This window comes from Streptomyces sp. NPDC030296 (assembly GCF_055572815.1).
Map to the genome: position 1 here is coordinate 579,542 of NZ_JBVICQ010000002.1, position 25,897 is coordinate 605,438.

Consider the following 25,897-nt stretch of genomic DNA (forward strand, 5'->3'; position numbering starts at 1 on the left):
TTCCAGCATGTCTGAGAACGTCGTCCACCTCCACAAGCCCACCGACCCCCCGGCCGCCGACACCACGCCCACCGTCCTGACCGTCGTCCCCGACGCCCCGCCAGCGCGGCCGGTACCGCTGTGGGTGCGCTCCGGTCGCGCGGTGAAGCGTGTAGCCACGCACGAGCGCACCAGGACGGCCGCGCGCGCGGTGGTGCGGCACGGCCTCTACACGTTCAACGGCGGGCGGATCGTGGCCCGCCGTACGTGGGACGGCCGTACCGGTTCCCGCTACGAGCGCATGATCCGGACCGCCGAAGCCGCGGGGAACCTGGAAGCGGCCGAGGAGTGGGAGGAGCGGTTGCAGCGCTTCCGCGCCGCCCGCCACCACCGCCGCATGGACCTGCTCCACTCCCCCGTGGAGGCCGCCAAGGGCGTGGCCGTCGGCACGGGCATGAGCATCGGCACCCTGGTCGCGCTCGGGGTCGTGATGGCCATCAACAACGGCGACATCCGCGACGTCATCACCCCACTGTCCGCCACCATCGACTTCATCGCCCTGCTGATCCGGATCGTGCAGATCGTGTGGGGCCCGGCGCTCTCCATCGGCCCGTTCCTCGCCCTGCTCGCCCTGTGGGCCGTCGGCAGCAAGCAGCAAGCCGCACCCATGTGGGCGCTCCCCGCGAGCGTCCGCAGCGGTGAGGGTGAGCCGATCACGCCGTCCATCGTGGTCAAGGCCCTGCGTCATCTGGGGTTGTCGGCCCTGCGCAACGCCATCAAGGGCATGGACGACGGGGGCGCCGCGATGCTCTCGCCGATCGTGATCGCCGGATGCGGTGTCGAGGTCGACGTGACGCTGCCGCTGGAGGTGTCGACGGTCGAGATCCAGCAGCGGCGGCGCAAGCTCGCGGAGAACCTCAACCGGCACGAACACGAGGTGTACATCACCATCCCGACCGCCGCCCGCACGGTCCGGCTGTGGATCGCAGACTCCGGTGCCCTCGATGAGCCGATCGGGCCGTCGCCGATGGTCACCGACGAGACGATGACCGCGAACTACAAGACCGGCAGGGCCCCGTGGGGCCGCGACCTGCGGGGGGATGCGGCGGAGCTGAGCACGTATCAGCGGATGCTGCTCATCACCGGGCGCTCCAACCAGGGCAAGACCGCCGCCCTGCGGGCCCTCGCCCTGTGGCTGGCGCTGGACCGGTCGGTGAAGTTCTGGATCGCCGACCTCAAGGGCGTCGGCGACTGGTCGATGTTCGAGGGCATCGCCGACGTACTGATCGAGGGCCCCTCCGACGATCACTGCATTCAGGCGACCGAGATGGTCGAGGACGCGGTGCAGGAGATGAACCGGCGGATCGAGGCCCGCCGCAACGACCCCACCTCCACGTTCCCGCCGCTGATCGTGCTGGTCGATGAGGCACAGAAGGCGTTCATGTGCCCGGCCGTCGACGACGCCAAGCGCCCCTACGGCGGCTCCAAAGCCACCAGCCGCTACTACATGGCCGTCCGCGAGATCCACAACCAGGGCCGTGCGGTGGATGTGCTGATGTGGCAGGGCACCCAGGACCCCACCGACCAGAACCTTCCCAAGCTGGTCCGCGAGGGCGCCCACACCCGCGCCTCGCTGGTGCTGGGCACCGAGTCGCAGTCGAAGATGGCGCTGGGCGACAAGGCCGTTGAGGACGGGGCCGCCCCGCACCTGCTGCGGCAGGGCCTGGACAAGGGCACCCTCGTGGTGGCCACCGACGGCATCGAGATGCCCAGGGGCCAGTCGTTCATCACTGTGCGCACGCACTTCATCGACGACGAACCCGCCACCGCCATCGCCGAGCGCGCCAAGGCCCTGCGCGACGGCGTGACCACCCTGCGCGTCATCGAGCGCGTCGAGGAGCGTGACCCGCTCGCGGACATCGCCGCCGCCATCGGCGACAGCCCGCGCCTGCCCACGACCGATGTCCTCAAGCGGCTCGCGATGCTCAACCAGGACGCCTACGGCCGCTGGACCAACGGTGATCTCAAGCGCGTGCTGGAGGCCGAGGGCGAGGAGCCGAAGAAGTCCCACGGGCGCATGGTCGTCCACCGCGACCACGTCCTGCGCGCGCTCGCCAACCGCGACACCGACGGTTCCGCTTCCGCCTCCCAATAGCGGGGAGGAACCTCCACTCGGGCTGGGGAGGCGGGGAGAACTCCCCAACCACCTCCCCAGCCCGCCTCCCCTGCGTTGATCAGCGAAAACATCGTTTCGGGGAGGCAGGGAGGCACCCCAGGCCAACCCCCTGAAACCCCCGCCACAGACACCCCGGCAGGGGGTGTCTCTACCTCCCCAACTGAGCATCGGAAGGGATTCCGCATGTACCCCGAGCACGGCCACCACCCGCCCGCCGTACGGGCGCCGGACGTCCACCACCCCACCCCCATCACCCCCGCCGCGACGCCGTATGTGGCGCCCCTCGCCCCCGTCCAGCCGCAGGGCGTGCCGACGGTCGCCTCCGTCGTCCTCCCGGACGGACGAGTCGTCACCGGCTACGCCATCGAGGCAGCCAAGGCCGAACCAGTCACGCACAAGCCGGCCGTCTCGCGGGCGGCGATGAACGTCGCGCTCGGGGGCATCGGGTTCGCCGCCGTCTGCGGCGGACTGCTGATGCTCACCACGTTCATCACCGCGCTGACCGCGTTCATCACCCAGCTCATCACCCTCGCCGCCGTCCTCTTCGGCGGATACGCCGCCGTTCAGATCTTCAAGCCCCACGAGGCCAAGAGCGGCCACACCTTCCACATCCGCAAGGCCGTGATCAAGCGCAACCGCTTCTACCAGTAGCTACGCCAAGGGCGGCCCCCGTCTCGCCAAAGTCCGGGGCCGCCCTGACCAACCAGCATCCATCCCAGGAACTGGAGATCTCCCAGCATGACGCAACCCACCGACATCCGGCGAGTGCCGGGCACGCTCAAGCCCTTCCGGGTTCTGGACGCCTTCTGCTGCATCGGTGGCGGCTCCGAGGGCTACCGCGCCGCGTTCGGCGAGGACTGCCACATCACCGGCGTGGACATCGAGCCCCAGCCCGACTACCGGGGCGACGACTTCCACCAGGGCGACGCCGTCGCCTTCGTCCTCGCCCACGGTCACACCTTCGACTTCATCCACGCCTCCCCGCCCTGTCAGGGCGAGGGCGCCCCGACCAAGGGCACCAACGCCGCCCGCAACGCCGCGATCGGCCGCACCTACCCGAGGCTCATCGCCCCCACCCGCGCCGCGCTGGAGAGCACCGGCCGGCCGTACGTGATCGAGAACGTGGCCGGTTCCGAGGTCCGCAAGGACATCCGGCTCTGCGGGGAACAGTTCGGCCTCGCCGTGCTCATGCACCGCTACTTCGAACTCGGCCGGTGGACGACCGTGCAGCCGGCCCACCCCCGCCATCGAGGCAGGGTGCGCGGATACCGCCACGGCGTGTGGCACGACGGCCCCTACGTGGCCGCGTACGGCAAGGGCGGCGGCAAGGCCACCGTGGAGGAGATCCGCGCCGCCAAGCGGATCGACTGGTCCACCGACCACCTGCGCCTGCGTGAGGCACTTCCCCCGGCCTACACCGAATGGATCGGCCGCGCCTACCTCGCATCGCTCGCGACCACGGCTGGGTTGGGGGTGGCTGCATGAGTGCCGCGCACCTGCGGACCGCGCTGCACCTCGCCGCGCACGGCGTCCCCGTGCTGCCGCTGCGGGCAGGGAAAGTGCCGTTCGGCAACTGCCCAGACTGCACCGGCAACGCGTGCGGCGGCCGGCCGAACATGAAGACCCCCGGCTCCTGCACCTGCCCGCGCCCGTGTCATGGCTGGGCCGCCGCCACCACCGACCCGGCAGTCCTCGACTCCCCCGCGTGGGTGTCCGCGTGGGGCCAGGCCGCCGCTGTCGCTTACCACCCCGGCGGCGCCGGCGTGACCGTGGTCGACCTCGACAACCCGGCCGCCGTCGACTGGGCACGCGCCACGCTGCCCCCCACCCTCACCGTGGCCACCACGCGCGGTGAACACTGGATCTACCAGGGCGCCATGCGATCCGTGAACGGCGTCCGCGCCGGTGTCGACATCAAGTCGACCATGTCCTATGCCCGTTGGCTCGGTTACGGCGTCGGCGCCATGGCCGCTCTCCCGGACGCTGTGCGGATCCTGGCAGTAAAGGAGCCGTCCACCGCCCGCAGGGCGCCACAGCCGCTCACAGCGCCTCTGAGGGGTGGACAGGGCGAGTGCCCGCACCGCACACCCACCTATCTGGACCGTGGCATCGCCATGGCGGAGCAGCGCATCACCGCCGCCCGCGAGGCGGTGCACTCCACCGTGTACCGGACGTTCCTCGCGGTGCTGTCCACTCACGGCCGGTGCGGCTGCCTCACCGACACCCACGTCAACCGGCTGTTCACCGCCGCGCAGGCCAAGGGCGAGTCGCCCCGGCACTGCACGGACGCGTGGACCAACGCACTGACCGCTCTGGGGATGTGAGCCCATGTCGGACGACGAGAAGACTCCCGCCCGGCAGGTCATCACCGACTACGCCCAATCCCACTTCCGGTACTTCCGCACCGTGGACGGCACCGTGTACGCGCAGCGCACCGGCCACCCCGTGGCCCGCCCGATCCGCTCCCAGGGCACCACCGGCAGCCACCGCCAGGAACTCATGGTCGGCCTCTTCCGCGACGGGGTCGGCGTCTTCAACGGAACCGCCCTCAAGGAGGCGTTGGACTTGATCGAGGCACTCGCCCTCACCGAGCAGGTACAGCCCACCCACATCCGCGTCGCCCCCGGCTTCGACGGAGCCACCTGGCTCGACCTCGGCCGCGACGACGGCCGGTCCGTCCGCATCCACCCCACCGGCTGGGACATCCGCGTCCCCGACCCCGAGGAGGTGTGCTGGCGGCGCACCCAGCTCACCGGAGAACTCCCCCTGCCCGCCAAGGACACAGGCGGCAAGGGCATCGACCTGCTGATGCGGCTGTGCAACTTCGCCGACGCCAAGACCGAAGCCCTCGCCATCGCGTGGCTCATCGGCTGCCTGGAGCCGTCCGTACCCGTCCCGGCCCCGTTCCTCACCGGGCCGCAGGGCGCCGGCAAGTCGACCGGCGGGCGGATGCTCGTGCGGATCATCGAGGGCATGACCGGCGACCTACGGCGGGCGCCCAAGGACGAGGAGAACATGATCACGGCGGTCGCGGCCGGATGGATCACCGCCCTGGACAACCTCTCCCACCTGCCCCCGGACCTGTCCGACCTCATGTGCTGCGTCATCACCGGGGCCGAGAGCATCAAGCGCGCGCTGTTCACCGACGGCGACGTCGTCCGCTCCCGCTACCGCCGCCCGATGCTGCTGACCGGCATCGACGTCGGCGTCATCCGCCCCGACCTCGCCGAACGGCTCCTGACCCTGCGGCTGGAACGCCCGCGGGTGCGGCGCACAGAGGCGGAGCTGTGGGCGGAGTACGCCGAGATCCTGCCCGTCGTCCTCGGCTCCCTGCTCGACCTGACCGTCAAGGTCCGCGCCGTGCAGGCCGAGACCCCGACCGATCTGCGCATGGCCGACTTCGCCCACCTGTGCGCCCAGCTCGACACCGCCACCGGCTTCGGGACGCTGGAGGCATACCGGGCCGGCCTGGACGACCTCAACGACGACGTCATCGAGGGTGATCTCCTCGCACAGACGGTCCTCAAGCACGCCGCCGAACTGACCCCCGGCGAAGAGGTACGGATGACGTCGGCGGAGTGGCTGCACGCCTTGACCGCCCTCTACAGCGGCGAGGAATGCCGTCCCCTGCCCAAGGGCTGGCCCACCACCGGCAAAGTGCTGTCCGACCGGCTGCGGCGCATCCAGCCCACCCTTGCCGCGCGGGGCGTCCTCGTCGACTGGGGCCGCACCAGCGCCGCCCGCTACATCGAAATCGGTCGCCAGGCCCCGCCCCCGCCGCCCGAGCAGCAGACCGCGTTCTGACCGCCGCGCCCGGACGCGCGGACAAGCAAGAGGAGCACGCCACGACGGGGGTGCTCCTCTTGCTGTTCGGCGGCGACAGCCGCCCTGCACAGGTCGCGCCGCGAAGCGGCCCGTTCTTCAAGCCCTGAGCAGTGACGTAAGACCACAGACACCACCCCTTCTCTTTCCTAAGTAGGGAAGACCTGCGTCACTGCGTCACCACGGGGCCGACAGACGGCCACTGACCTGCGGCAACAGGGGGTGACGCAGACGGCGAATCCTGCGTCATCCCGCGTCATCAGCGTCACCCCGTGACGAGCGCCCATGTCATCAGTGACGCAGAGCCCACCCTGCTGCGTCACCGGAAACCGCAGGTCAGAAGCCTGATTGACGCAGGTGACGCGATGACGCAGAAATCCCAGCTTCGGACAGCACAGACCGCCTCGCCCCCGAAACAGGATCCCCGCCCGCGCCCGGAGGACATGCCATGAGCACCGCACGTGAACAGCCGGACCCGCGCGCCACGCTTCGCGGCGGGTTGCCGGACCGCTACCTCACCGCCGACGACATCGCCGTGATCTTCAAGGTGCCCAAAGAGACCGTCTACCAGTGGCGAAAGAAGAGGATCGGCCCGCCCGGATTCCGCATCGGCAAGTACATCCGCTACGACCCCGCCGACGTGCTCGCCCACGTCGCAGAACGCAAGAGCACCGACCAGAACGCCGCCTAACCCGACACCCGCCGTAGACAGCAGGGAGAGCCGCTACCCAGCGGCTCTCCCTGCTGTGTGTTGAGAGGACCGCCGCCACATGGCAGGCCACATCCAAGACCGCTGGTTCAAGACCGAGACGAACACCGGCGGCAAGACCGTCCGTGTCAAGACCGACCGCCACGGCACCGGCATGCGCTACCGGGCCCGGTACATCGGCCCCGACGGCACCGAGAAGTCCAAGAGCTTCCCAGACGGACAGAAGCGCCTCGCCGAGAAGTGGCTCACCAACATTGAGGCCGACATGTCGCGCGGCCAGTACGTTGACCCCGCCGCCAGTCGCGTGACGTTCCGGCAGTACGCGGAAAAGTGGCTGAGTACGCAGACCACCGCCATGACGACGCGCGAGTCCGTCGAGTCCTCGCTCAAGGGCCATGCAATCCCCTACCTCGGTCCGCGCCCACTCGGTTCCTTCAAGCCGGAACACATTCGGGACTGGCTGAGCAAGCTGGAGTCCGCAGTACCCGCTTCGTCGTACCGGCGCGTGATCTACAACAACGTATCGACGGTCCTTAACGCCGCCGTCGACGACGGCCACCTGTTGAAGAACCCTTGCCACGCGCAGTCCGTTCGTCCCCCTGCCCCTGGTACTGGCCGCATTGTGCCGTGGAACGCCGAGCGCGCCTTCGCCATGCGCGCGGCCCTCCCCGAGCGCTTTCGCGCGGCAGTCGACCTCGGAGGCGGATGCGGGCTCCGTCAAGGCGAGATCTTCGGGCTTCCCGTCGATGCCATTGGGTTCGACTCGGGATGGCTGCACGTCGCCAATCAGGTGAAAGTGGCCAGGGGCCGTCTCGTGTTCGCCCCTCCCAAACGGAACAAGGAGCGCGACGTTCCCTTGCCGGACTGTGTGGCGCGGGTCCTCAAGGAGCACATGGAGGACTTCCCGCCGGTGGACGTCACGCTGCCCTGGCTAGGGCCAGATGGTCCGCTCGTCACGAAGCGGCTCGTGTTCACGCGCCTCGACGGCGCCGGCGCAGTCCGACGGACCGACTTCAACACTCGGGTATGGAAGCCCGCACTCGTCGCCGCTGGCGTCATCCCTGAGCCCAGGCCCGGCGAGCGTCACCAGTCCGCCCGCGAACACGGCATGCACGCTCTCAGGCACTTCTACGCTTCCGTCCTGCTGGACGCCGGGGAGAACGTCAAGGCGCTCAGCGCATACCTCGGACACAACGATCCGGGGTTCACGCTCAGGGTCTACACGCACCTCATGCCGAGCAGCGACGCACGGGCCCGTAAGGCCGTGGACAGTCTGTACGAGGGCATCCTTCCGGGGTCGGGCGGCCCACAGACGGCCCAGGGCCAGTGAGACACCGTGGGGCCGACGGTCCGCGACCGTCGGCCCCACTCGTCGTTACAGCGGAAAACTGCCCTGACCTGCGCCTACAGCACCGGCAGGTTCTTGCGCAGCTCGAACGCCGTGACCTCGGAGCGGTACTCCTCCCACTCCTGCTTCTTGTTGCGCAGGAAGAAGTCGAACACGTGCTCGCCGAGGGTTTCCGCGACGAGGTCGCTGCGCTCCATGAGGGCCAGGGCCTCGCCGAGGTTCTGGGGGAGCGGCTCGATGCCCATCGCGCGGCGCTCCGCGTCGGAGAGGGCCCAGACGTCGTCCTCGGCGCCCGGCGGGAGCTCGTAGCCCTCCTCGATGCCCTTGAGACCGGCGGCCAGCAGGAGCGCGTACGCCAGGTAGGGGTTCGCGCCCGAGTCCAGGGAGCGGACCTCGACGCGTGCCGAGCCCGTCTTGCCGGGCTTGTACATGGGGACCCGGACCAGGGCCGAGCGGTTGTTGTGGCCCCAGCAGATGTACGAGGGGGCCTCGCCGCCGGCGCCGGCGGTGCGCTCGGTGCCGCCCCAGATGCGCTTGTAGGAGTTCACCCACTGGTTCGTCACCGCGGAGATCTCGGCCGCGTGCTTCAGCAGGCCCGCGATGAAGGAGCGGCCCACCTTCGACAGCTGGTACTCCGCGCCGGACTCGTAGAACGCGTTCCGGTCGCCCTCGAAGAGGGAGAGGTGCGTGTGCATGCCCGAGCCGGGGTGCTCCGAGAACGGCTTGGGCATGAAGGTCGCCTGGACGCCCTGCTCCAGCGCCACCTGCTTCATGACCAGGCGGAACGTCATGATGTTGTCGGCCGTCGACAGCGCGTCGGCGTAGCGCAGGTCGATCTCCTGCTGACCGGGCGCGCCCTCGTGGTGGGAGAACTCGACCGAGATGCCCATCGACTCCAGCATGGTGATCGCCTGGCGGCGGAAGTCCATGCCGACGTTCTGGGGCGTGTGGTCGAAGTAGCCCGAGTTGTCGGCCGGGGTGGGCCGGGAGCCGTCGAGCGGCTTGTCCTTCAACAGGAAGAACTCGATCTCGGGGTGCGTGTAGAAGGTGAACCCCAGGTCGGACGCCTTGGCCAGGGCGCGCTTGAGGACATAGCGCGGGTCGGCGAAGGACGGGGAGCCGTCCGGCATCAGGATGTCGCAGAACATCCGGGCCGTGCCCGGGGCCTCCGCGCGCCACGGCAGGACCTGGAACGTCGACGGGTCCGGCTTGGCGATCATGTCGGACTCGTACACCCGGGCGAAGCCCTCGATGGCGGAGCCGTCGAAGCCGATGCCCTCGTCAAACGCCTGTTCCAGCTCGGCAGGGGCCACGGCCACGGACTTCAGGAAGCCCAGCACGTCCGTGAACCACAGGCGTACGAAACGGATGTCGCGCTCCTCCAAGGTACGGAGCACGAACTCCTGCTGCTTGTCCATCTTCCGCTTCCACCCATTCCTTGCTGGTCAGGCCGTCCTGCTCCCGAGCGTCGGGATGCGGTCGGGCGTCTGAGCATCCCACCACAACACCATTTCACGCGTGTTGCGCACCTTGATCGGCGGACCGACCACGGGCTGAACGGCAGGCGTACGGCAGATGTACCGCGCGCCGCGCCGCTCAACCTCTCTGCCGCCCATCTTGCCTGCTCGCGGGCCTCCGCGTAACGCCCGCGGCGTCCGGTATACGGCCGCGGGCGTACGCATCCGTAACGCCCTGGTCATCACACCGCGCGCCCCGCCCGCCCCGCGCGCGACCATGGGAGGCGGGAACCCTCGTTTACGAGAGGGAGCCCATCAAATTACGATCAGCTGGTCCTACTGTCCCATCCGCCTCATCCCCCACTAAGGACTCAACCCATGGCCGCCAAGAACACCAGCAGCGCGGCGCGCAAGGCGCGCATCGAGGAGATGCGCCGTGCCGAGCGCTCCCGTGAGCGCCGGAACCGGATCCTCGTGATCGGCGCCAGCGTGGTGATAGTCGCCGGCCTCGTCGTCGGCGGCACGGTCCTGATCCGCTCGCAGGCGGACAACGGCAGCGACAGCAGCAGCACGGCGAGCGACGCCAAGGGCAACGGCAAGTTCACCACGGACGCGGACGGCGTCAAGACGTGGAGCACCAAGCTCACCCAGAACCACGTCACCAAGTCGGTGACCTACCCGATGACGCCCCCGGTCGGCGGCGACCACAACCCGGTCTGGCAGAACTGCAACGGCGACGTCTACGACAAGGCGATCAAGAACGAGAACGCCGTGCACTCCCTGGAGCACGGCGCCGTCTGGGTGACGTACAACGACAAGGCCTCCGAGGCGGACGTCAAGGCGCTCGCGGCGAAGGTCAAGAAGACCCCGTACACCCTGATGAGCCCGGTCGAGGACCAGAAGGACCCGATCATGCTCAGCGCCTGGGGCCACCAGCGTACGGTGACCAGCGCCACCGACCCGAACGTGGACAAGTTCTTCCAGAAGTTCGTCCAGGGCGACCAGACGCCCGAGCCGGGTGCCGCCTGCACCAACGGCATTTCCTGACGACGGCCGAACGCGATCTGGGACAGTGGGACGGATGAAGCACATCGGTTGGATCGCCTCCGGCGCCGCGGCGGTACTCGTCGCGGCCGGGGCGATCACGTACGCGGTCGCCGACGGCGACGGCTCCGGGCTGAAGGCCCCCGCCACGGACTCCGCGGACGCGGGGTTCGCCCGGGACATGGCGGTCCACCACCAGCAGGCCGTCGAGATGTCGTACATCGTCCGTGACCGCACGGACGACGAGGAGATCCGGCGGCTCGCGTACGACATCGCGCAGACCCAGGCCAACCAGCGCGGCATGATGATCGGCTGGCTCGACCTGTGGGGGCTGCCGAAGGTGTCGTCGCAGAAGCCCATGGCCTGGATGGGCATGGGCGACTTGGCCTCCGGCGAGGACGGCTCCCTGATGCCCGGCATGGCGACCGACGCGGAGATGGCGAAGCTCGGCAAGCTCAACGGCAAGCAGGCCGAGATCTTCTTCCTCCAACTGATGACCGACCACCACAAGGGCGGCATCCACATGGCGGAGGGCTGCGTCGCCAAGTGCACGGTCGGCGTGGAGAAGAAGCTGGCCCAGGGCATGGTCAACGCCCAGGAGTCCGAGATCTCACTGATGACGGACCTGCTGAAAGCCCGGGGAGCCGCACCCCGCCCGTAGGACGACCGCGCAGCTCACCGAGGAGCAGTGGCGCGCGGCGGCCGGCCGCTCGGCTTCGCCTACCCGGCGATCCACTCCCGCCCCGCGGGACGGCCGCTCCCTACGGCACGAAGGCGTACCACGACGTGACGGGCGTGGGGTCGCCCGCGCGGGGCTACGGGGAGTCGTACGTCCGGTGTGGTGAGCGAAGCGCGGTGGGGTGCCCTTGCCCCGGACGCCCGTACGCGGGGCGCCCCACCCGCCGCACGCCCCGGTGCGCGCCGCGGCCTCTCCGGGCCGGGGCCGCGCGTGCGAGGGCCGGCCTCACCGCTCCCGGGCGGCCAGATCCGCCAGCACGCGGTGCAGCGGCTCCGTGGCGCGGCGGCGGTACTCCTGGATCGCCCAGCCGTTCCCGTCGGGGTCGGTGAAGTACATGAACGTGGCACCGTCGTCGGGGGCGTACTGGACGGGCTCGGAGACGTCGAGTCCCCGTTCGACGAGTTCGGCGCGGGCGGCCTCGATGTCGGCGACGCAGAGCTGGAGGCCCTGGTAGGAGCCGGGGGCCGGCTTGGGGCCGGGGGCCATCTCCCAGATCATGTCGCCCAGCGCGATCGAGCAGCCCGAGCCCGGCGGCGTCAGCTGGACGATGCGCATGCCGGGCATGACCTCCTGGTCGATGTCGACGTGGAAACCGACCTTGTCCCGGTAGAAGTCCCGGGCCCGGTCGATGTCGGTCACGGGCAGCGGGAGCACTTCGAGCGAGAAGTCCATCTGGTCCTCCAGGTCGCCGTCGACGGGAGCGCGGAAGCGCCGCCCGCCAGGCACGCACGCCTCCGGCGCGCGCATCACGCGAACCGCCGGCGCGTCCGACTGAACGGTTCTCCCTCACCGAAGCGGAAATCCACGCGCGGCGCCACCGGGTCGGGGCGATAAGAGGGGCGGTACGGAGGGCGATACGAGGGCGCGCGGCTCACCCAGCCGGGCGGTCTCTCTCAGCCCCGTACCGGCTCCGACTCCCGCCCGGGTACGTGCGAGGCCACCAGGCGGCCCCCGGCCGGCTGCGCGGAGCGGGCCGCGGTCGCGCGGCGGGCGTCCACCGCGTAGGCGACCGCGGCGACGCCGAGGCCCAGGACGGCGAGGCCCGCTCCGACGACCGCCGGGGACGTGGTGCCGAGGCCCAGGGAGAGGGCGAGGCCGCCGATCCAGGCGCCGCCGGCGTTCGCGAGGTTGAAGGCGGCCTGGTTGGCGGAGGACGCGAGGGACGGGGCGGAGGCGGCCTTCTCCATGACCATCAGCTGGAGGGGCGAGCCGGTGACGAACGCGGCGACGCCGAGGAGGACCACCGCCAGGGCCGCGCTCCACTGGGCGGACATCAGCGCCGGGAACAGCGCGAGGACCACGACCAGGGAGGTCAGGCCACCGAAGAGGGTGCCCCGCATCGAGTGGTCCGCGAGGCGGCCGCCGGCCAGGTTGCCGATGGTCGCGCCCACACCGAACAGGGCCAGCAGCAGGGTGACGGTGCTGTCGGCGTACCCGGCGGACCCGGTGAGCATCGGGGTGATGTAGCTGTAGGCGGAGAACAGGGCGGCGAACCCGGCGACGGTCGTGCCGAGGGCCAGCCAGACGGGCAGGGAGCGCAGGGCGCCCAGTTCGCCGCGCAGGCCGGTCGCCGGCGCGGTGGCGTGGTCGTGGGGGAGGAGGGCGGCCAGCGATCCGATCGCGGCGAGACCGATGGCGCTCACGCCGAGGAAGGTGACCCGCCAGCCGAGTTCCTGGCCCATCAGCGTCGCCACGGGGACACCGGCGATGTTGGCGACCGTCAGCCCGAGGAACATCAGCGACACCGAGCGGGCCTTGCGCTCCGGTGCGACGAGGCCGGTGGCGACGACCGCGCCGACGCCGAAGAAGGCTCCGTGCGGCAGGCCGCTGAGGAAGCGGGCCGCGAGCAGCCAGTGCTCGTCGGGGGCGAGCGCGGAGAGCGCGTTGCCGGCCACGAACAGGGCCATCAGCCCGATGAGGACCGTCCGGCGGGGCATCCGGGCCGTGGCCGCCGCGAGCAGCGGGGCACCGACGACGACGCCGAGCGCGTACGCGGAGACGAGGTGGCCGGCGGCGGGGATCGAGACACCGAGGTCGGCCGCGACATCGGGCAGCAGGCCCATCATGACGAACTCGGTCGTCCCGATACCGAAGGCTCCTACGGCGAGGGCGAGCAGGGCCAAGGGCATGAGGAGACCTTTCGGGCAGGAGGAGAGCAGGGGGAAGGAGGGATTCCTCGGGATTCCTTCCCCACTATATGTTCACTGGCGGAACAAACTCTCCGGGCTCTCCATTCCCGCCCCGCTGACCTGCGGGATCAGTGACCTGACGTGGTGATCGTCACCCGCGCCGCCACCGGCAGGTGGTCGCTGCCCGTCGCCGGGAGGGTCCAGGACGCCATCGGCTCAAGACCCCGGACCATGATCTGGTCGATACGGGCCATCGGGAACGACGCCGGCCAGCTGAAGCCGAAGCCGTCGCCGGCCGCGCCCTGGGTGGAGCGCATCTGGGCGGTGACGGCGTTCAGGGCGCGGTCGTTCATGGTGCCGTTGAGGTCACCGAGGAGGATCACGTCCTGGATGGGCTCGTCGGCGATGGCCTCGCCCAGCGCGTTGGCGCTCTTGTCGCGCTGGCGGGCGGTGAACCCGGCCTCCAGCTTCACCCGCACCGAGGGCAGATGGGCGACGTACACGGCCACCGGGCCCTCGGGGGTGGTCACGGTGGAGCGCATGGCGCGCTCCCAGCCGAGCTTGATGTCGACCGGCTTGGTGGCGCTCATCGGGTACTTGCTCCACAGCCCGACGGTGCCGACGACCTCGTGGTACGGGTACGTCGCCGCGAGCGCCTTCTCGTACACCGGCACCGCGGTCTCCGTGAGCTCCTCCAGGGCGACGACGTCCGCGCCGGAGGCGGCGACGTCACCGGCGGTGCCCGACGGGTCGGCGTTGTCCGCGTTGACGTTGTGCGTGACGACCATGAGGTCGCCGCCGCCGCCGGTCTTGCTGGTGACGAGTCCGCCGAAGAGGTTCAGCCAGACGATCGTGGGGACCAGCACCGCGATCAGCGCGATCGCCGACCTGCGGACGATCGCCAGGACCAGCAGCAGCGGGATCGCGACGCCCAGCCAGGGCAGGAACGTCTCGGTCAGACTGCCGAGGTTGCCCACGCTGTTGGGGACCTGGGCGTGCAGCACCATCGCGAGCGCGACGAGCAGGGCGAGGACCGCGACGACGGCGCCCCGCCGCCAGATCCCGCGGTCGCCTCTCCAGCCGTCGAACCACCGGCCGAGCAGGCGCCGGAGCCGGGATCCTTCGCGGCCCTCGCCCGTGCCGCCGCCGCCCGTCTCCGTCATGTACGCCTGCGCCATACCGTCGCCTCACAACCTGCCGTGCACACCGTCCCCCGCGCCCGGGGAGTACCGGGAAGTCCACGACACCGGGGTGTGGTGCGGGACTTCGCGGCACCCCCTAGACCCTAGGGGATGATCGCCGTCGATCCTGCCGCCGCGTGGCGGCCGTACGGGCACGAGGACGAACAACCCGCTGTTCGGAGTTCCGAACCGGCGGTGAAGGGGTGAGCTCTGTGACGGAATGCGAACATTCGCTGTGACTCAGCTCGCAGGCGGACGCAGTCCTTCGAGCACCGTGTCGACCATGACCTCCGCGAGGCCCTCGGGGAGCGGCGAGTCGGGACGCATGATGGTGCGTACGAGCATCGGGCCGAAGACGAGGTCGCCGATGAGGTCGAGGTCGACGTCGGCGCGGAGTTCGCCGTTGCCCTGCCCGCGCCGCAGGACGTCGGCGAGGGTCCGGCGGCGCGGGGCGACGACGTTCGCGTGGTAGGCGTCCCAGATCTTGGGGCTGGACTTCATCTGGGCGAAGACGTTGTGCAGGATCGCCGAGGAGCGGTTGACGAGTCCGCGGCGGCGGACGGCCTCCAGCAGGACGACCAGGTCGTCCCGCATGGAGGTGCCGGGCAGCACCGGGTCGGGCGGTTCGGCGGCCCGCAGGACGTCGACGAACAGCTCCTCCTTGCCGCGCCAGCGGCGGTAGATGGTGGCCTTTCCGACACCGGCGGTGCGGGCCACCCGTTCTATGGACAGCTCCGCGAGGGGCACACCGTCCTCCAGGAGCTTCATCACACCCTCGATGATCGAGCGCTCCACGGCCTCGCTGCGGGGCCGCCCCCGCACGGGGCTCACTTCCCGGGCCCGTCCGTCCTGGGCCCGGCTTCCGGCGAGGCTCACGGTCCACTCCGTCTCTGTCGTCGCACCGGGGTGATTCTCCCCCGGCCGCGACCCCGAAGGGCGCCCCCCTGCGCTCCGTTGGCCGAACCTCAGTGCTTCTGGGCCACCAACTCGGCCTCCTTCTCGTCCGGTTGGCCGCCCGCCGGCCGGCCCGGCAGGAAGACGGCCATGGCGACCGCCCCGAGGACGGCCACGGCGGCCCCGCACAGCGCCGTCACGTGCATGGCGTGCAGGAAGGCGTCGTGGGCCGGGCCGACGAGGGCCGCGCCCCGGTCGCCGAGACGGGCGGCGAGACCGAGGGTGGCCTCGATGGACTCGGCGGCGGCGTGCGGTGCGCCGGCCGGCAGCTCGTCCTCGATGCCGGAGCGGTACGCGGTGGACAGCACGGAGCCGAGGACGGCGATGCCGAGGGCGCCGCCGACCTGGCGGAAGGTGTTGCTCAGCGCGGACGCGGAGCCCGCCTTCTCACGGGGCAGGGCCTGCATGATGACGACGCTCAGCGGGGTCATGACGTGGGCCATGCCGGCACCCATGAGGAAGAAGATGACTTCGAGGAGCCAGATCGGTGTGTCCCCGTCCAGGACGGCGAACGCGGCCAGCGTCCCGGCGATCAGCAGCATGCCCGCCGTGCACACCACGCTGTTGCCGAAGCGGTCGACGACGAGTCGGGCGCGCGGCGCGAACACCAGCTGCGCGACGGCCAGCGGCAGCATCAGCAGACCGGTCTGCAGCGGCGAGTAGCCGCGGACGGTCTGGGTGTAGAAGACCGAGAAGAAGGTCACGCCCATCAGGGCGAAGAAGACCAGGCCGATCACTCCGATGGCCGCGGAGAAGACCTTGTTCCGGAAGAACGAGATGTCGATGGACGGGTGGTCGCTGCGCTTCTCGAACACGACGAACGCCGCGAGGACGGCGAGACCGGCGGCGATGGCGCCGAGGACCGTGGCGTCGGTGAAGTCGGCGAGCTGGCCGCCCCGGATGATGCCGTAGACGAGCAGCACCAGACCGACGACGGAGAGCAGCACACCGACGGGGTCGATCCGGCCCGGGTTCGGGTCGCGGGAGTCGGGGACCAGCCAGAGCATCAGGACGAGCGCGAGCACGACGATCGGCACGTTGATCAGGAAGACCGAGCCCCACCAGAAGTGGTCCAGCAGGACACCGCCGGTGATGGGGCCGATGGCGATGGCGAGGCCGACGCCGCCCGCCCAGATGCCGATGGCCTTCGGCTGCTCCTCGCGTTCGAAGACGTTCATCAGGACGGCGAGGGTCGCGGGCATCACGAAGGCGGCGCCGAGACCCATGACCGCGCGGAACGCGATGAGCTCCACGGGTGAGCCGGACCCGGCCGCCAGCGCCGAGCCGACGCCGAAGACGACCAGACCGCCGAGCAGCACCCTCTTGCGGCCGAGCCGGTCGCCGAGCAGGCCCGCGGTGAACAGCAGACCCGCGAAGACGAGCGTGTAGGCGTTGATCGCCCACTCCAGCTCGCTCTGCGTGGCGCCGAGGCCGGTCGGCTCGGGGGTGGAGATCGTCTTGATGGCGACGTTGAGGATCGAGTTGTCGAGCACCACGATCAGCAGGCTCAGCATCAGCACGCCGAGGATCGCCCAGCGGCGCCGGTGCACCGCTTCCGGTATCCGGGATTCAGGGGCTGCGGAAGTCATGCCTTCGAGAGTAGGCCATTTTCGATACGGGACCGTCTCGTATCGAAATTCCTTTACCGAGGTCTTACGTAAGGGGTGCCTGAACGGTCACAGCGACCTGCTCTGGCCCTCGCCGGGCCGAGGTGCCACCATGGAGTCGGTCCGGGGACGCCGTCAGGGCGCCTCGAGATGACATGAAGGAGCCGTGGCAATGACGCAGCTTTCGGCTGCCCAGACGAAGCCCTCCGACGGCAGCAAGGCGCTGTACGGGGGCAAGGGCACACGCCGCATCACCGTCCGCGACATCGCCCTCGCCAAGGAACGCGGCGAGAAGTGGCCGATGCTCACCGCGTACGACGCGATGACCGCGTCCGTCTTCGACGAGGCCGGGATCCCGGTCATGCTCGTCGGCGACTCGGCGGGCAACTGCCACCTGGGGTACGACACGACCGTGCCCGTCACCCTCGACGAGATGACCATGCTGTCGGCGGCCGTCGTACGGGGCACCAGCCGTGCCCTGATCGTCGGCGACCTGCCCTTCGGCTCCTACCAGGAGGGCCCGGTGCAGGCGCTGCGCTCGGCGACCCGGCTGGTGAAGGAGGCCGGGGTGGGGGCCGTGAAGCTGGAGGGCGGCGAACGGTCGTACGAACAGATCCGGCTGCTGGTGGAGTCCGGCATCCCCGTGATGGCCCACATCGGTCTCACCCCGCAGTCCGTCAACGCGATGGGATACCGGGTGCAGGGCCGGGGCGAGGAGGCGGCGGCGCAGCTGCTGCGCGACGCGAAGGCCGTGCAGGACGCGGGCGCGTTCGCGGTGGTCCTGGAGCTGGTCCCGGCGGAGCTGGCCGCGGAGGTCACGCGGGTGCTGCACATCCCGACGGTGGGGATCGGTGCGGGGGCGGAGACCGACGCGCAGGTCCTGGTGTGGACGGACATGCTCGGGCTGACCGGCGGGCGGATGCCGAAGTTCGTGAAGCAGTACGCGGACCTGCGGGGCGTCATGACCGACGCGGCGAAGGCGTTCGCGGAGGACGTGGTCGGCGGGACGTTCCCGCTTGAGGAGCACTCGGTTCACTAGGCCGTTGGCCTGGTGGCCCTACAGCCACTGCGGTACGGAGCAGCCCGCCGATCTTCCCCCAGTCGGCGGGCTGTGGCGTTGGGGCGCCTGGTAGCTCGGGGGTACGGGTTCTTTGAAGGGCGGGCCGCAGGCCCGTTCCCTTCAGGAGCGCGGGGAACTGCGCGAGAAACCACGACGCACCCGCACCCGCCGAACCCATCCGCACCCCCGAGCTACTGGGCGCCCGGCACTCCGCCGCGCGCTGTCGGTGACTTGTCGGTCGTTTGTCGGCGGCCCCTGACACCGTCGTCCGCATGACACGAATCGACAAGGAACCCAGCGGCGCGACCCGCGCTGTCACCGTACGGGGGCTGGTCAAGCACTACGGCGAGACCAGGGCGCTGGACGGTGTCGATCTGGACGTCCGCGAGGGCACCGTGATGGGCGTGCTCGGCCCGAACGGCGCCGGCAAGACCACACTGGTCCGGTGCCTGTCCACGCTCGTCACGCCCGACTCGGGGCAGGCGACCGTGGCCGGCTACGACGTCGTGCGCCAGCCGCGCGCCCTGCGCCGGGTGATCGGCCTCACCGGCCAGTACGCCTCGGTGGACGAGAAACTCTCCGGCTTCGAGAACCTCTACATGATCGGCCGTCTGCTCGACCTGTCCCGCAAGGACGCCCGGGGCCGGGCGAACGGTCTGCTGGAGCGGTTCTCGCTGACCGAGGCGGCGGGACGCCCGGTGGCCACGTACTCCGGCGGTATGCGGCGGCGGCTCGACCTCGCCGCGTCCATGATGGGCCGCCCGGCCGTGCTCTACCTGGACGAGCCGACGACCGGCCTCGACCCGCGCACCCGGATCGAGGTGTGGGACGAGGTCAAGCGCATGGTCGGCGACGGGGTGACCGTGCTGCTGACCACCCAGTACATGGAGGAGGCCGAGCAGCTGGCCTCCGAGCTGACCGTGATCGACCACGGCAAGGTCATCGCCAAGGGCCGCATCGACGAACTCAAGGCGCAGGTCGGCGGTCGTACGCTGCGTGTCCGCCCGGCCGACCCGGCGCGGTTGCGGCCGCTCGCGAGGGAACTGGACGACCTGGGGATCACCGGGCTCGCCACCACCACCGTCGACGCCGAGAACGGCACCCTGCTCGTGCCGATCCTCAGCGACGAGCAGCTCACCGCCGTCGTCGGCGCGATCAGCGACCGCGGCGTCACCATCGGCGCGATCAGCACCGAACTGCCCAGTCTCGACGAGGTGTTCCTGTCCCTCACCGGCCACAAGGCCGGTGCCCCGCAGGACCCGGCCCCGTCCACCGCCTACGAGGAGGTCGCCGTATGAGCACCACCACCCTGCCCCGCACCGGCGACGCCGACGGCCGGATCGGGCTGCGCGCGCAGGCCCGGCACACGGGTGCCCTCGTACGCCGCAACCTGCTGTGGATCCGCAACGACCCGCAGTCCGTCGCCGACGCGGTCCTCATGCCGATCGTGTTCGCCCTGCTGTTCGTGTACGTCTTCGGCGGCTCCATCGGGCAGGCGCTGGGCGGCGGCCAGGAGCGGTACGTGCAGTACGTGATCCCGGGGCTGATGGCCATGCTCGGCATGAACATCGCGATGGGCGTCGGCACCGGCTTCAACGAGGACTTCCAGAAGGGCATCATGGACCGCTTCCGGTCGCTGCCGATCGGCCGGTCCTCGGTGCTGCTCGCGAAGATCTCCGTCGAGCTGCTGCGGATGCTGCTCGCCACGGCCATCCTGCTGACCGTCGCCGTCCTCATCGGCTTCGACATCACCAACTGGCCGGGCCTGTTCGCCGCGGTGAGCCTGTCCGTCGTCTTCGGCTCGTCCCTGATGTGGATCTTCCTGGTGCTGGGCGTGACCCTGAAGAACGCGCAGTCGGTGCAGGCGATGGGCTTCCTGGTGCTGTTCCCGCTGCAGTTCGGCTCGTCGATCTTCGCGCCGCCGCAGTCGATGCCGGGCTGGCTGCGGAGCTTCACCGACTACAACCCGCTGTCCTCCCTGGCGGACGCGGCGCGCGGTCTGATGACGGGCGGGCCGGTCGCCCACGACGTGATGATCACGCTCGGCTGGTCCGTGGCGTTGACGGCGGTGATGGCCCCGATCGCGATCCACAAGTTCCGCACCAAGAGCTGAGCCGCCGGTCAGGGGCGCCGGACCTGGGCACCGGACGGGCCCTAGATAAGGGCGCCGGCCTCCTCCAGGGTGAGTCCGGCGCCCTCGGCGTACGCCGCCTCGTACGCCTCGTCGTCCAGTCGCGCCCGGACCTCGGCCTCCGCCTGCGCGCGTCCCTCGGCCTCCAGCGGGCTGGGGTGGTGGCCGGGCGGGAGGTGCGCGTCGGAGGCGCCGAGGAGCCGGGCCGCGTCCCCTGCGCGGGCACCGCCGTCCACGCCCGTGACGGCGACGGCGGCGGTGACGAGGTGGGAGGCGGGCAGCTGGGGGGTGATCGTCCGGGCCAGCGGGTCCATGGCCTGCTCGAACGCCTTCCGGATGCGTGCGCGGGCCTCGGTGTGGCGTCCGCCCATGGTCATCAGCCATGCCTCCAGGCCGAGGACGAAGCCGGCGAACAGCACGAAGTCGACGGCCTCGAACTCCTCGCGCAGCCGTGTGATGTGCCGCCACGCCTCGTCCGTGCGCCCGGTGCGGCCGAACCAGATGGTGAGGTAGAGACGGGCCGCGGGCAGCGCCTCCTTGGGCGTGTCGTGCCGCGCCAGCACGTCCAGCAGCATCTTCTCGCCGAGTTCGGCCTCCCCGCACTCCAGGAGCACGTTGCCGAGCCGGACCCCGAGGACGCCCGAGTGGGCGTTGGTGCCGATCCGTTCGGCGTGGGCGATGGCCCGCCGGTAGTCGGCCGCGGCGAGGTCGAACCGGCCCGTGCGCTCGTGGCTCATGGCGCGCGCCGAGAGCGCCTCGGCGGCGCCCCAGGCGTCCCCGAGCCGTTCGCACAGCTCCAGCGCCTCGTCGGCGTCGCGGGTGGCGTCGCCGGACCAGTCGCTGCGGTTGGCGAGTATGTTGGCCCGCATGTGCAGGGCCTGGGCCAGCTCCCAGGTGTGGCCGAGGTCACGGGCGGTGGCGATGCTCGCGTCGAGGATCTCCCGCAGCCGCTCCATGTCGCCGGAGAGCACGACGGCGTAGAACCACATGAAGCCCGGGAAGCGGCAGGTCTGCGGCTGGCCCGGACGGTAGGTGTCCCGGATGACCTGGAGCTTCTCCTTCCCCTCGGGGGTCTCCCATACGGAGATCTCCATGTCCATGCAGGCGAGATGGACGAGGTGGAGTGCGCGCCGGGCCTCGTCGAGCACCTCGGGGCGCATCGGCGGCGGGCTGTCGGTGAGGCCCTCGCGCAGATCGGGGACGGGGCGGGCCGGCGGGGCGAACGGGTCGGGGCCGAGCGCCATGACCTGGGTGGCCCAGTGCCGGGCCTCGGTCTTCAGGTCGCGCATCTGCCAGTACCAGGCGAGCGAAAGGATCAGGCAGAGCGCCTCCTGCTCGTCGCGTTCGGCGACGGCGTGCCGCAGGGCGGTGCGGAGGTTCTCGTACTCCAGCTCCAGCAGTTCGTTGGCCCTGCGCTGACCGGGGCCGCGCAGCAACGGGTCGGTGGTGCGGGCGAGTTCGCGGTAGTACGTGCGGTGGGCGCGTTCGGCGGCGGGGCGGGTGCCGGCCTCGGCGAGGCGTTCGCCGGCGTACTCGGCGACGGTCTCCAGGAGCCGGTAGCGCATCCCGCCGTTCGTGGTCGGGGCCGCGACGACGAGGGACCTGTCGACGAGGGAGCCGAGCGCCTCCAGCGCGGCGGGGCCGCAGACGGCCTCCGCGGCGGCGAGGTCGCAGCCGCCGGCGAACACGGACAGCCGCCGCAGGACGTCCCGTTCCTCCTCGTCGAGGAGCTCCCAGGACCAGTCGACGACCGCGCGCAGGGTCTGCTGGCGGGGCAGGACGGTGCGGCTGCCGGAGGTGAGGAGCCGGAAGCGGTCGTCGAGCCGGTCGGCGATCTGGCGCGGTGTCAGCATGCGCAGCCGTGCCGCCGCGAGTTCGATCGCGAGGGGGAGGCCGTCGAGGCGGCGGCAGATCTCGGCGGCGGCCTCCGGGTCGTCGGCGACGGTGAAGCCGGGCCGGGCGGCGGCGCCCCGGTCGGCGAGCAGCCGCAGGGCGTGGGGCTGGTCCAGGGGTTCCACCGGCCGCACCAACTCCCCCGGTACGCCGAGGGGTTCGCGGCTGGTGGCGAGGACGGTCAGGCCCGGGCAGTGCTGGAGGAGATGTTCGACGAGGTGGGCGGCGGCGGCCACGACGTGTTCGCAGTTGTCGAGGATGAGCAGCATCCGGCGTCTGGCGCAGTGTTCGGTGAGCCGGCCCAGGGGGTCGTCGTGGCGGTCGGAGACCACGCGCATCTCCTCGGCGCCGGCCCCGCGCAGGACGGTCTCACGCGCGCCGAGGGCGGTGACGACGGCCTCCGGGACGTCGGCGAGGTCGTCGACGGGGGCGAGTTCGGCGAGCCAGACCCCGTCGGGAGCGGACGCCGCGACCGCCTCGCCGGCCTCCTGGGAGAGACGGGTCTTCCCGGCGCCGCCGGGCCCGAGGAGGGTGACCAGGCGGGCGGCGCTCAGGTCGGTGCGGATGGTGTCGATGTCGGTGTCCCGGCCCACGAAGGAGGTGAGCCGGGCCCGAAGGTTGCCCCGCGGGCGACCGTCCTCCGCGGGCTGCCGCCCGAGGGCCGGCTGAGCGGGGCGGGCGCTCACGGGTGGCGGGGCGAGGTGGCCGCCGGCGGGCGACGGGACGGCATGGCCGCCGGCGGAAGGCAGGACCGCGCGGCCGTCGGCGGAGGGCGGGGCGCCGTGACCGTCGGTGTGCAGGAGTTCCTCGTGCAGGGACCGTAGTTCGGGGCCCGGGTCCGTGCCGAGGCGGTGGGCCAGGAGGAGGCGTACGGAGTCGTACGCGGCCAGCGCCTCCGCCGGGCGGCCGGTGTCGCGCAGGGCGCGCAGACGCAGGCACTGGAGGGGCTCGTCGAGGGGGTGCGTGTCGCACAGGGCGGTGAGTTCGGGGAGGGCGGTCCCGGCGCGGCCGAGGGCGAGCGCGGCGGTGAGGCGGGCGCGCTGCGCGTCGAGCCGGCGGGTCTCCCAACGGGCGGCCTCGGCGGTCCGGTCGGGCAGGTCGGCCAGCGGCGGGTCCTGCCAGAGGGCGAGCGCGTCGTCGAGGACGACGGCCGCCTTGGCGGGGTCGCCGTCGGCCAGCGCGCGGGCGCCCTCGGCCGTGAGACGGTCGAAACGGTGCAGGTCGATGTCGTCGGGGGCGGCGGTGAGCCGGTAGCCGCCGTGCGCCGACACGATCGCGTCCGGGCCGAGCGCCCGACGCAGCCGGCCCACCAGCGCCTGGAGCGCGCCGCCAGCGTCGGCGGGCGGGTCACCGGCCCACACCTCGTCGACCAGCGTGGACACGGTGACCGTACGGCCCGGGCGCAGCGCGAGCACGGTCAGCAGGGCGCGCAGCCGGGCGCCGCCGACCGGGACCGGGGTGCCGTCGGCGTGCGACGCCTGAGTAGGGCCGAGGATGCGGTAACGCACGGGGTCCATTGTCTCCGTCGGTTCGGTGCCGGTGGCCGGGCCGTCGCAGGGGGCGGCCGCGACGGCCTGGACCGCCGACCCGTACGACCCCCGACCGTACGTCCCCCGACCGTACGTCCCCGCCTTCATGTCCCCCACCTTCCTAGGAACCAGGGGGCGACCGCGAGACGTTTTCGCCTTGCGCCCGGTACGGTCGGGCAGTCCGTACGAGTGATCGACAAATCCACGAGCGCCCTAGGAGCCCCATGACCACCGCCGCGTCCCGCCGGAGCGACCGGAGGATCAGCCCCGTCTTCGTGGGGATCGTGGCCGTCATGGCGGTCACGGGCTGGGCCACCTGGACCGGTTTCGCCGAGCAGCCCGGGCTGGCCGTCTTCCTGTTCGTGACCTCGGCGTGGATCGTCTCGCTGTGTCTGCACGAGTACGCCCACGCCCGTACCGCCCTGCACAGCGGCGACATCTCCATCGGCGCGAAGGGCTATCTCACGCTCAACCCGCTGAAGTACACGCACGCCCTGCTCAGCATCGTGCTGCCGGTCGTGTTCGTGATCATGGGCGGTATCGGTCTGCCGGGCGGCGCCGTCTTCATCGAGCGCAACCGTATCCAGGGCCGCTGGAAGCACAGCCTGATCTCGGCGTCCGGCCCGCTGACGAACGTGCTGTTCGCCGCGGTCTGCACGGCGCCGTTCTGGCTGGGGGTGACCGACGGGGTGCCGGCGGCGTTCCTGTTCGCCCTCGCGTTCCTGGCGATGCTGCAGGTCACGGCGGCGATCCTGAACTTCCTGCCGGTGCCGGGCCTCGACGGCTACGGCGTGATCGAGCCCTGGCTGTCGTACAGGATCCGCCGCCAGGTGGAGCCGCTCGCGCCGTTCGGGCTGCTGCTCGTCTTCGCGGTGCTGTGGATCCCGGCGGTCAACGGCGTGTTCTGGGACGTCATCGACGCGTTCATGCGGGGCCTCGGCATCGAGGACCAGCTCTCCGACTGCGGCTACTGGCTGTACCGCTTCTGGCGCGAGGACAGCGACGTGTGCCTGACCGGTCTGTGACGGACGGTCTGGACGGCGGAGCCCGGGGGGCTGAGGCGGCACCTCAGCTCGCGGCGGACCGCCTCAGCTCGCGGCGGACCGGCGCTCCGTCTTCGCGCGGCGCGCGTAGTACCAGGCCATGTTGGACGACAGCCCTGCCATCAGCACCCACACCACACCCAGCCAGCTGCCCCGGGCGAACGACACCACGGCCGCGGTGATCGCGAGCAGACAGACGACTAGGGCGTAGAGGGCGAGGCGGGGCATGGGGGTCGGCTCCTGACAGGGCGGTCGGACGAGGCGGTACGACGGGGTCGTACGACGTCCAGTGTCCCCCATGCCCGGCGGCGCCTCACACGTCGGTCAGGCGGATCCCGGCGTGCGCCTTGTAGCGGCGGTTCACGGAGATCAGATTGGCGACCAGCGCCTCCACCTGGTGGGCATTGCGCAGCCGGCCCGCGAAGACGCCCCGCATACCGGGGATGCGGCCCGCCAGCGCCTGCACGATCTCGACGTCGGCCCGGACCTCGCCGAGCACCATCACGTCGGTGTCGATCTCCTCGATCGCCGGGTCCTCCAGGAGGACCGCGGACAGGTGGTGGAAGGCGGCGGTGACCCGTGAGTGGGGCAGCAGGGCGGCTGCCTGCTCGGCGGCGCTGCCCTCCTCCGGCTTCAGCGCGTAGGCGCCCTTCTTGTCGAAGCCGAGCGGGTTGACGCAGTCGACGACGAGCTTGCCGGCCAGTTCCTCCCGCAGGGACTCCAGGGTCTTGGCGTGCCCGTCCCACGGCACCGCGACGATCACGATGTCGCTGCGGCGCGCGGTCTCGGCGTTGTCGGCGCCCTCCACACCGTGGCCGAGCTCCTCGGCGGCGGCCTGCGCACGGTCGGCGGCCCGCGAGCCGATGATCACCTTCTGGCCGGCCTTGGCGAAGCGGTACGCGAGGCCCTTGCCCTGCGGCCCGGTGCCCCCGAGCACGCCGACGACGAGCCCGGAGACATCGGGGAGGTCCCAGGGGTCCTTGGCCGGGGCCTTGGCGGGCGCCGCGCCGGGGGTCTCGGGTGTGCCGGGGGGCGTCTGTGCGCTGTCAGTAGAGGTCATGGGCTGACTTTACGTGCGCGGTCGTGGCGGGGGTGG

Annotated in this window: 22 protein-coding genes; 13 read left to right on the forward strand and 9 right to left on the reverse strand. The window is 71.1% G+C overall.

Annotated elements, in window-relative coordinates; all coding sequences use genetic code 11:
• Nucleotides 1-7 precede the first annotated feature (7 nt).
• The 7 genes from ACZ4Z3_RS06555 (at nucleotide 8) to ACZ4Z3_RS06585 (ending at nucleotide 8,016) form a co-directional block, all read left to right on the forward strand.
• The gene (locus ACZ4Z3_RS06555; protein ID WP_468499952.1) at nucleotides 8-2,134 is read left to right on the forward strand and encodes an FtsK/SpoIIIE domain-containing protein; all 2,127 of its coding nucleotides are present in this window, start codon (nucleotides 8-10) and stop codon (nucleotides 2,132-2,134) included.
• A 204-nt stretch (nucleotides 2,135-2,338) separates the two neighbouring features.
• Entirely contained in the window at nucleotides 2,339-2,806 is a 468-nt protein-coding gene (locus tag ACZ4Z3_RS06560) for a hypothetical protein (protein ID WP_468499953.1), read from the forward strand.
• 87 nt (nucleotides 2,807-2,893) lie between these two features.
• Nucleotides 2,894-3,640 carry a DNA methylase gene (locus ACZ4Z3_RS06565; protein ID WP_468499954.1) on the forward strand — a complete coding sequence of 249 codons (747 nt, stop codon included), beginning with the start codon at nucleotides 2,894-2,896 and terminating at the stop codon, nucleotides 3,638-3,640.
• On the forward strand, nucleotides 3,637-4,479 hold the full coding sequence (locus ACZ4Z3_RS06570) for a bifunctional DNA primase/polymerase (protein WP_468499955.1): 843 nt from the start codon (nucleotides 3,637-3,639) through the stop codon (nucleotides 4,477-4,479). Before ACZ4Z3_RS06565 ends, ACZ4Z3_RS06570 begins: the two co-directional genes overlap by 4 nt.
• Nucleotides 4,480-4,483: 4 nt before the next feature.
• Entirely contained in the window at nucleotides 4,484-5,959 is a 1,476-nt protein-coding gene (locus ACZ4Z3_RS06575; RefSeq protein WP_468499956.1) for an ATP-binding protein, read from the forward strand.
• A gap of 466 nt (nucleotides 5,960-6,425) precedes the next feature.
• Nucleotides 6,426-6,668: a helix-turn-helix domain-containing protein gene (locus ACZ4Z3_RS06580; RefSeq protein ID WP_055537951.1), complete on the forward strand. Its 243-nt coding sequence runs from the start codon at nucleotides 6,426-6,428 to the stop codon at nucleotides 6,666-6,668.
• Between the two features lie 79 nt (nucleotides 6,669-6,747).
• Entirely contained in the window at nucleotides 6,748-8,016 is a 1,269-nt protein-coding gene (locus tag ACZ4Z3_RS06585) for a tyrosine-type recombinase/integrase (protein ID WP_468499957.1), read from the forward strand.
• A 74-nt stretch (nucleotides 8,017-8,090) separates the two neighbouring features.
• Here the strand turns inward: ACZ4Z3_RS06585 and ACZ4Z3_RS06590 are convergent, their stop codons facing one another.
• Nucleotides 8,091-9,452, reverse strand: a complete 1,362-nt coding sequence (locus tag ACZ4Z3_RS06590) for a glutamine synthetase family protein (protein WP_099963987.1) — start codon at nucleotides 9,450-9,452, stop codon at nucleotides 8,091-8,093.
• Nucleotides 9,453-9,869: 417 nt separating this feature from the next.
• Here ACZ4Z3_RS06590 and ACZ4Z3_RS06595 point away from each other — a divergent pair, with 417 nt between their 5' ends.
• Together ACZ4Z3_RS06595 and ACZ4Z3_RS06600 are read left to right on the forward strand one after the other, a co-directional pair.
• On the forward strand, nucleotides 9,870-10,538 hold the full coding sequence (locus tag ACZ4Z3_RS06595) for a DUF3105 domain-containing protein (RefSeq protein WP_468499958.1): 669 nt from the start codon (nucleotides 9,870-9,872) through the stop codon (nucleotides 10,536-10,538).
• A gap of 34 nt (nucleotides 10,539-10,572) precedes the next feature.
• A complete protein-coding gene (locus ACZ4Z3_RS06600) occupies nucleotides 10,573-11,196 on the forward strand; it encodes a DUF305 domain-containing protein (protein ID WP_468499959.1) in 624 nt (207 codons plus the stop codon).
• A 303-nt stretch (nucleotides 11,197-11,499) separates the two neighbouring features.
• On the opposite strand, the gene ACZ4Z3_RS06605 is transcribed toward ACZ4Z3_RS06600, so the two are convergent.
• From ACZ4Z3_RS06605 to ACZ4Z3_RS06625, 5 genes are all read right to left on the reverse strand, one after another.
• Nucleotides 11,500-11,946, reverse strand: a complete 447-nt coding sequence (locus ACZ4Z3_RS06605; protein ID WP_468500214.1) for a VOC family protein — start codon at nucleotides 11,944-11,946, stop codon at nucleotides 11,500-11,502.
• Between the two features lie 221 nt (nucleotides 11,947-12,167).
• Complete coding sequence (locus ACZ4Z3_RS06610) at nucleotides 12,168-13,403, reverse strand: MFS transporter (protein WP_468499960.1); 1,236 nt, start codon at nucleotides 13,401-13,403, stop codon at nucleotides 12,168-12,170.
• Nucleotides 13,404-13,531: 128 nt separating this feature from the next.
• Complete coding sequence (locus ACZ4Z3_RS06615) at nucleotides 13,532-14,581, reverse strand: endonuclease/exonuclease/phosphatase family protein (RefSeq protein WP_468499961.1); 1,050 nt, start codon at nucleotides 14,579-14,581, stop codon at nucleotides 13,532-13,534.
• A gap of 243 nt (nucleotides 14,582-14,824) precedes the next feature.
• The gene (locus ACZ4Z3_RS06620) at nucleotides 14,825-15,460 is read right to left on the reverse strand and encodes a TetR/AcrR family transcriptional regulator (protein WP_468499962.1); all 636 of its coding nucleotides are present in this window, start codon (nucleotides 15,458-15,460) and stop codon (nucleotides 14,825-14,827) included.
• 89 nt (nucleotides 15,461-15,549) lie between these two features.
• The gene (locus ACZ4Z3_RS06625; protein WP_468499963.1) at nucleotides 15,550-17,127 is read right to left on the reverse strand and encodes an MFS transporter; all 1,578 of its coding nucleotides are present in this window, start codon (nucleotides 17,125-17,127) and stop codon (nucleotides 15,550-15,552) included.
• Between the two features lie 190 nt (nucleotides 17,128-17,317).
• Here ACZ4Z3_RS06625 and panB point away from each other — a divergent pair, with 190 nt between their 5' ends.
• The 3 genes from panB (at nucleotide 17,318) to ACZ4Z3_RS06640 (ending at nucleotide 20,318) form a co-directional block, all read left to right on the forward strand.
• Complete coding sequence (gene panB, locus ACZ4Z3_RS06630; protein WP_055710971.1) at nucleotides 17,318-18,184, forward strand: 3-methyl-2-oxobutanoate hydroxymethyltransferase; 867 nt, start codon at nucleotides 17,318-17,320, stop codon at nucleotides 18,182-18,184.
• Nucleotides 18,185-18,477: 293 nt separating this feature from the next.
• Nucleotides 18,478-19,503, forward strand: a complete 1,026-nt coding sequence (locus ACZ4Z3_RS06635; protein WP_468499964.1) for an ATP-binding cassette domain-containing protein — start codon at nucleotides 18,478-18,480, stop codon at nucleotides 19,501-19,503.
• On the forward strand, nucleotides 19,500-20,318 hold the full coding sequence (locus ACZ4Z3_RS06640; protein ID WP_468499965.1) for an ABC transporter permease: 819 nt from the start codon (nucleotides 19,500-19,502) through the stop codon (nucleotides 20,316-20,318). Before ACZ4Z3_RS06635 ends, ACZ4Z3_RS06640 begins: the two co-directional genes overlap by 4 nt.
• 41 nt (nucleotides 20,319-20,359) lie before the next feature.
• Here ACZ4Z3_RS06640 and ACZ4Z3_RS06645 read toward each other — a convergent pair whose 3' ends face one another.
• Nucleotides 20,360-23,746 carry an AfsR/SARP family transcriptional regulator gene (locus ACZ4Z3_RS06645; RefSeq protein WP_468500215.1) on the reverse strand — a complete coding sequence of 1,129 codons (3,387 nt, stop codon included), beginning with the start codon at nucleotides 23,744-23,746 and terminating at the stop codon, nucleotides 20,360-20,362.
• Nucleotides 23,747-23,982: 236 nt separating this feature from the next.
• Here ACZ4Z3_RS06645 and ACZ4Z3_RS06650 point away from each other — a divergent pair, with 236 nt between their 5' ends.
• Nucleotides 23,983-24,783: a site-2 protease family protein gene (locus ACZ4Z3_RS06650; RefSeq protein WP_468499966.1), complete on the forward strand. Its 801-nt coding sequence runs from the start codon at nucleotides 23,983-23,985 to the stop codon at nucleotides 24,781-24,783.
• 63 nt (nucleotides 24,784-24,846) lie between these two features.
• On the opposite strand, the gene ACZ4Z3_RS06655 is transcribed toward ACZ4Z3_RS06650, so the two are convergent.
• Together ACZ4Z3_RS06655 and npdG are read right to left on the reverse strand one after the other, a co-directional pair.
• Nucleotides 24,847-25,101 carry a hypothetical protein gene (locus ACZ4Z3_RS06655; protein ID WP_468499967.1) on the reverse strand — a complete coding sequence of 85 codons (255 nt, stop codon included), beginning with the start codon at nucleotides 25,099-25,101 and terminating at the stop codon, nucleotides 24,847-24,849.
• A gap of 13 nt (nucleotides 25,102-25,114) precedes the next feature.
• The gene (npdG, locus tag ACZ4Z3_RS06660) at nucleotides 25,115-25,861 is read right to left on the reverse strand and encodes an NADPH-dependent F420 reductase (RefSeq protein WP_468499968.1); all 747 of its coding nucleotides are present in this window, start codon (nucleotides 25,859-25,861) and stop codon (nucleotides 25,115-25,117) included.
• Between the last annotated feature and the right edge of the window lie 36 nt (nucleotides 25,862-25,897).

Bases quoted from the DNA above. Each gene is read 5' to 3' on its own strand.
- ACZ4Z3_RS06655 (WP_468499967.1), bottom strand. From the start codon at position 25,101: ATGGGGGACACTGGACGTCGTACGACCCCGTCGTACCGCCTCGTCCGA.
- ACZ4Z3_RS06595 (WP_468499958.1), top strand. From the start codon at position 9,870: ATGGCCGCCAAGAACACCAGCAGCGCGGCGCGCAAGGCGCGCATCGAG.
- panB (WP_055710971.1), top strand. From the start codon at position 17,318: ATGACGCAGCTTTCGGCTGCCCAGACGAAGCCCTCCGACGGCAGCAAG.
- ACZ4Z3_RS06635 (WP_468499964.1), top strand. From the start codon at position 18,478: ATGACACGAATCGACAAGGAACCCAGCGGCGCGACCCGCGCTGTCACC.
- ACZ4Z3_RS06600 (WP_468499959.1), top strand. From the start codon at position 10,573: ATGAAGCACATCGGTTGGATCGCCTCCGGCGCCGCGGCGGTACTCGTC.
- ACZ4Z3_RS06610 (WP_468499960.1), bottom strand. From the start codon at position 13,403: ATGCCCTTGGCCCTGCTCGCCCTCGCCGTAGGAGCCTTCGGTATCGGG.
- ACZ4Z3_RS06640 (WP_468499965.1), top strand. From the start codon at position 19,500: ATGAGCACCACCACCCTGCCCCGCACCGGCGACGCCGACGGCCGGATC.
- ACZ4Z3_RS06565 (WP_468499954.1), top strand. From the start codon at position 2,894: ATGACGCAACCCACCGACATCCGGCGAGTGCCGGGCACGCTCAAGCCC.
- npdG (WP_468499968.1), bottom strand. From the start codon at position 25,861: ATGACCTCTACTGACAGCGCACAGACGCCCCCCGGCACACCCGAGACC.
- ACZ4Z3_RS06555 (WP_468499952.1), top strand. From the start codon at position 8: ATGTCTGAGAACGTCGTCCACCTCCACAAGCCCACCGACCCCCCGGCC.
- ACZ4Z3_RS06580 (WP_055537951.1), top strand. From the start codon at position 6,426: ATGAGCACCGCACGTGAACAGCCGGACCCGCGCGCCACGCTTCGCGGC.
- ACZ4Z3_RS06615 (WP_468499961.1), bottom strand. From the start codon at position 14,581: ATGGCGCAGGCGTACATGACGGAGACGGGCGGCGGCGGCACGGGCGAG.
- ACZ4Z3_RS06650 (WP_468499966.1), top strand. From the start codon at position 23,983: ATGACCACCGCCGCGTCCCGCCGGAGCGACCGGAGGATCAGCCCCGTC.
- ACZ4Z3_RS06605 (WP_468500214.1), bottom strand. From the start codon at position 11,946: ATGGACTTCTCGCTCGAAGTGCTCCCGCTGCCCGTGACCGACATCGAC.
- ACZ4Z3_RS06590 (WP_099963987.1), bottom strand. From the start codon at position 9,452: ATGGACAAGCAGCAGGAGTTCGTGCTCCGTACCTTGGAGGAGCGCGAC.
- ACZ4Z3_RS06645 (WP_468500215.1), bottom strand. From the start codon at position 23,746: ATGGACCCCGTGCGTTACCGCATCCTCGGCCCTACTCAGGCGTCGCAC.
- ACZ4Z3_RS06575 (WP_468499956.1), top strand. From the start codon at position 4,484: ATGTCGGACGACGAGAAGACTCCCGCCCGGCAGGTCATCACCGACTAC.
- ACZ4Z3_RS06560 (WP_468499953.1), top strand. From the start codon at position 2,339: ATGTACCCCGAGCACGGCCACCACCCGCCCGCCGTACGGGCGCCGGAC.
- ACZ4Z3_RS06570 (WP_468499955.1), top strand. From the start codon at position 3,637: ATGAGTGCCGCGCACCTGCGGACCGCGCTGCACCTCGCCGCGCACGGC.
- ACZ4Z3_RS06585 (WP_468499957.1), top strand. From the start codon at position 6,748: ATGGCAGGCCACATCCAAGACCGCTGGTTCAAGACCGAGACGAACACC.
- ACZ4Z3_RS06625 (WP_468499963.1), bottom strand. From the start codon at position 17,127: ATGACTTCCGCAGCCCCTGAATCCCGGATACCGGAAGCGGTGCACCGG.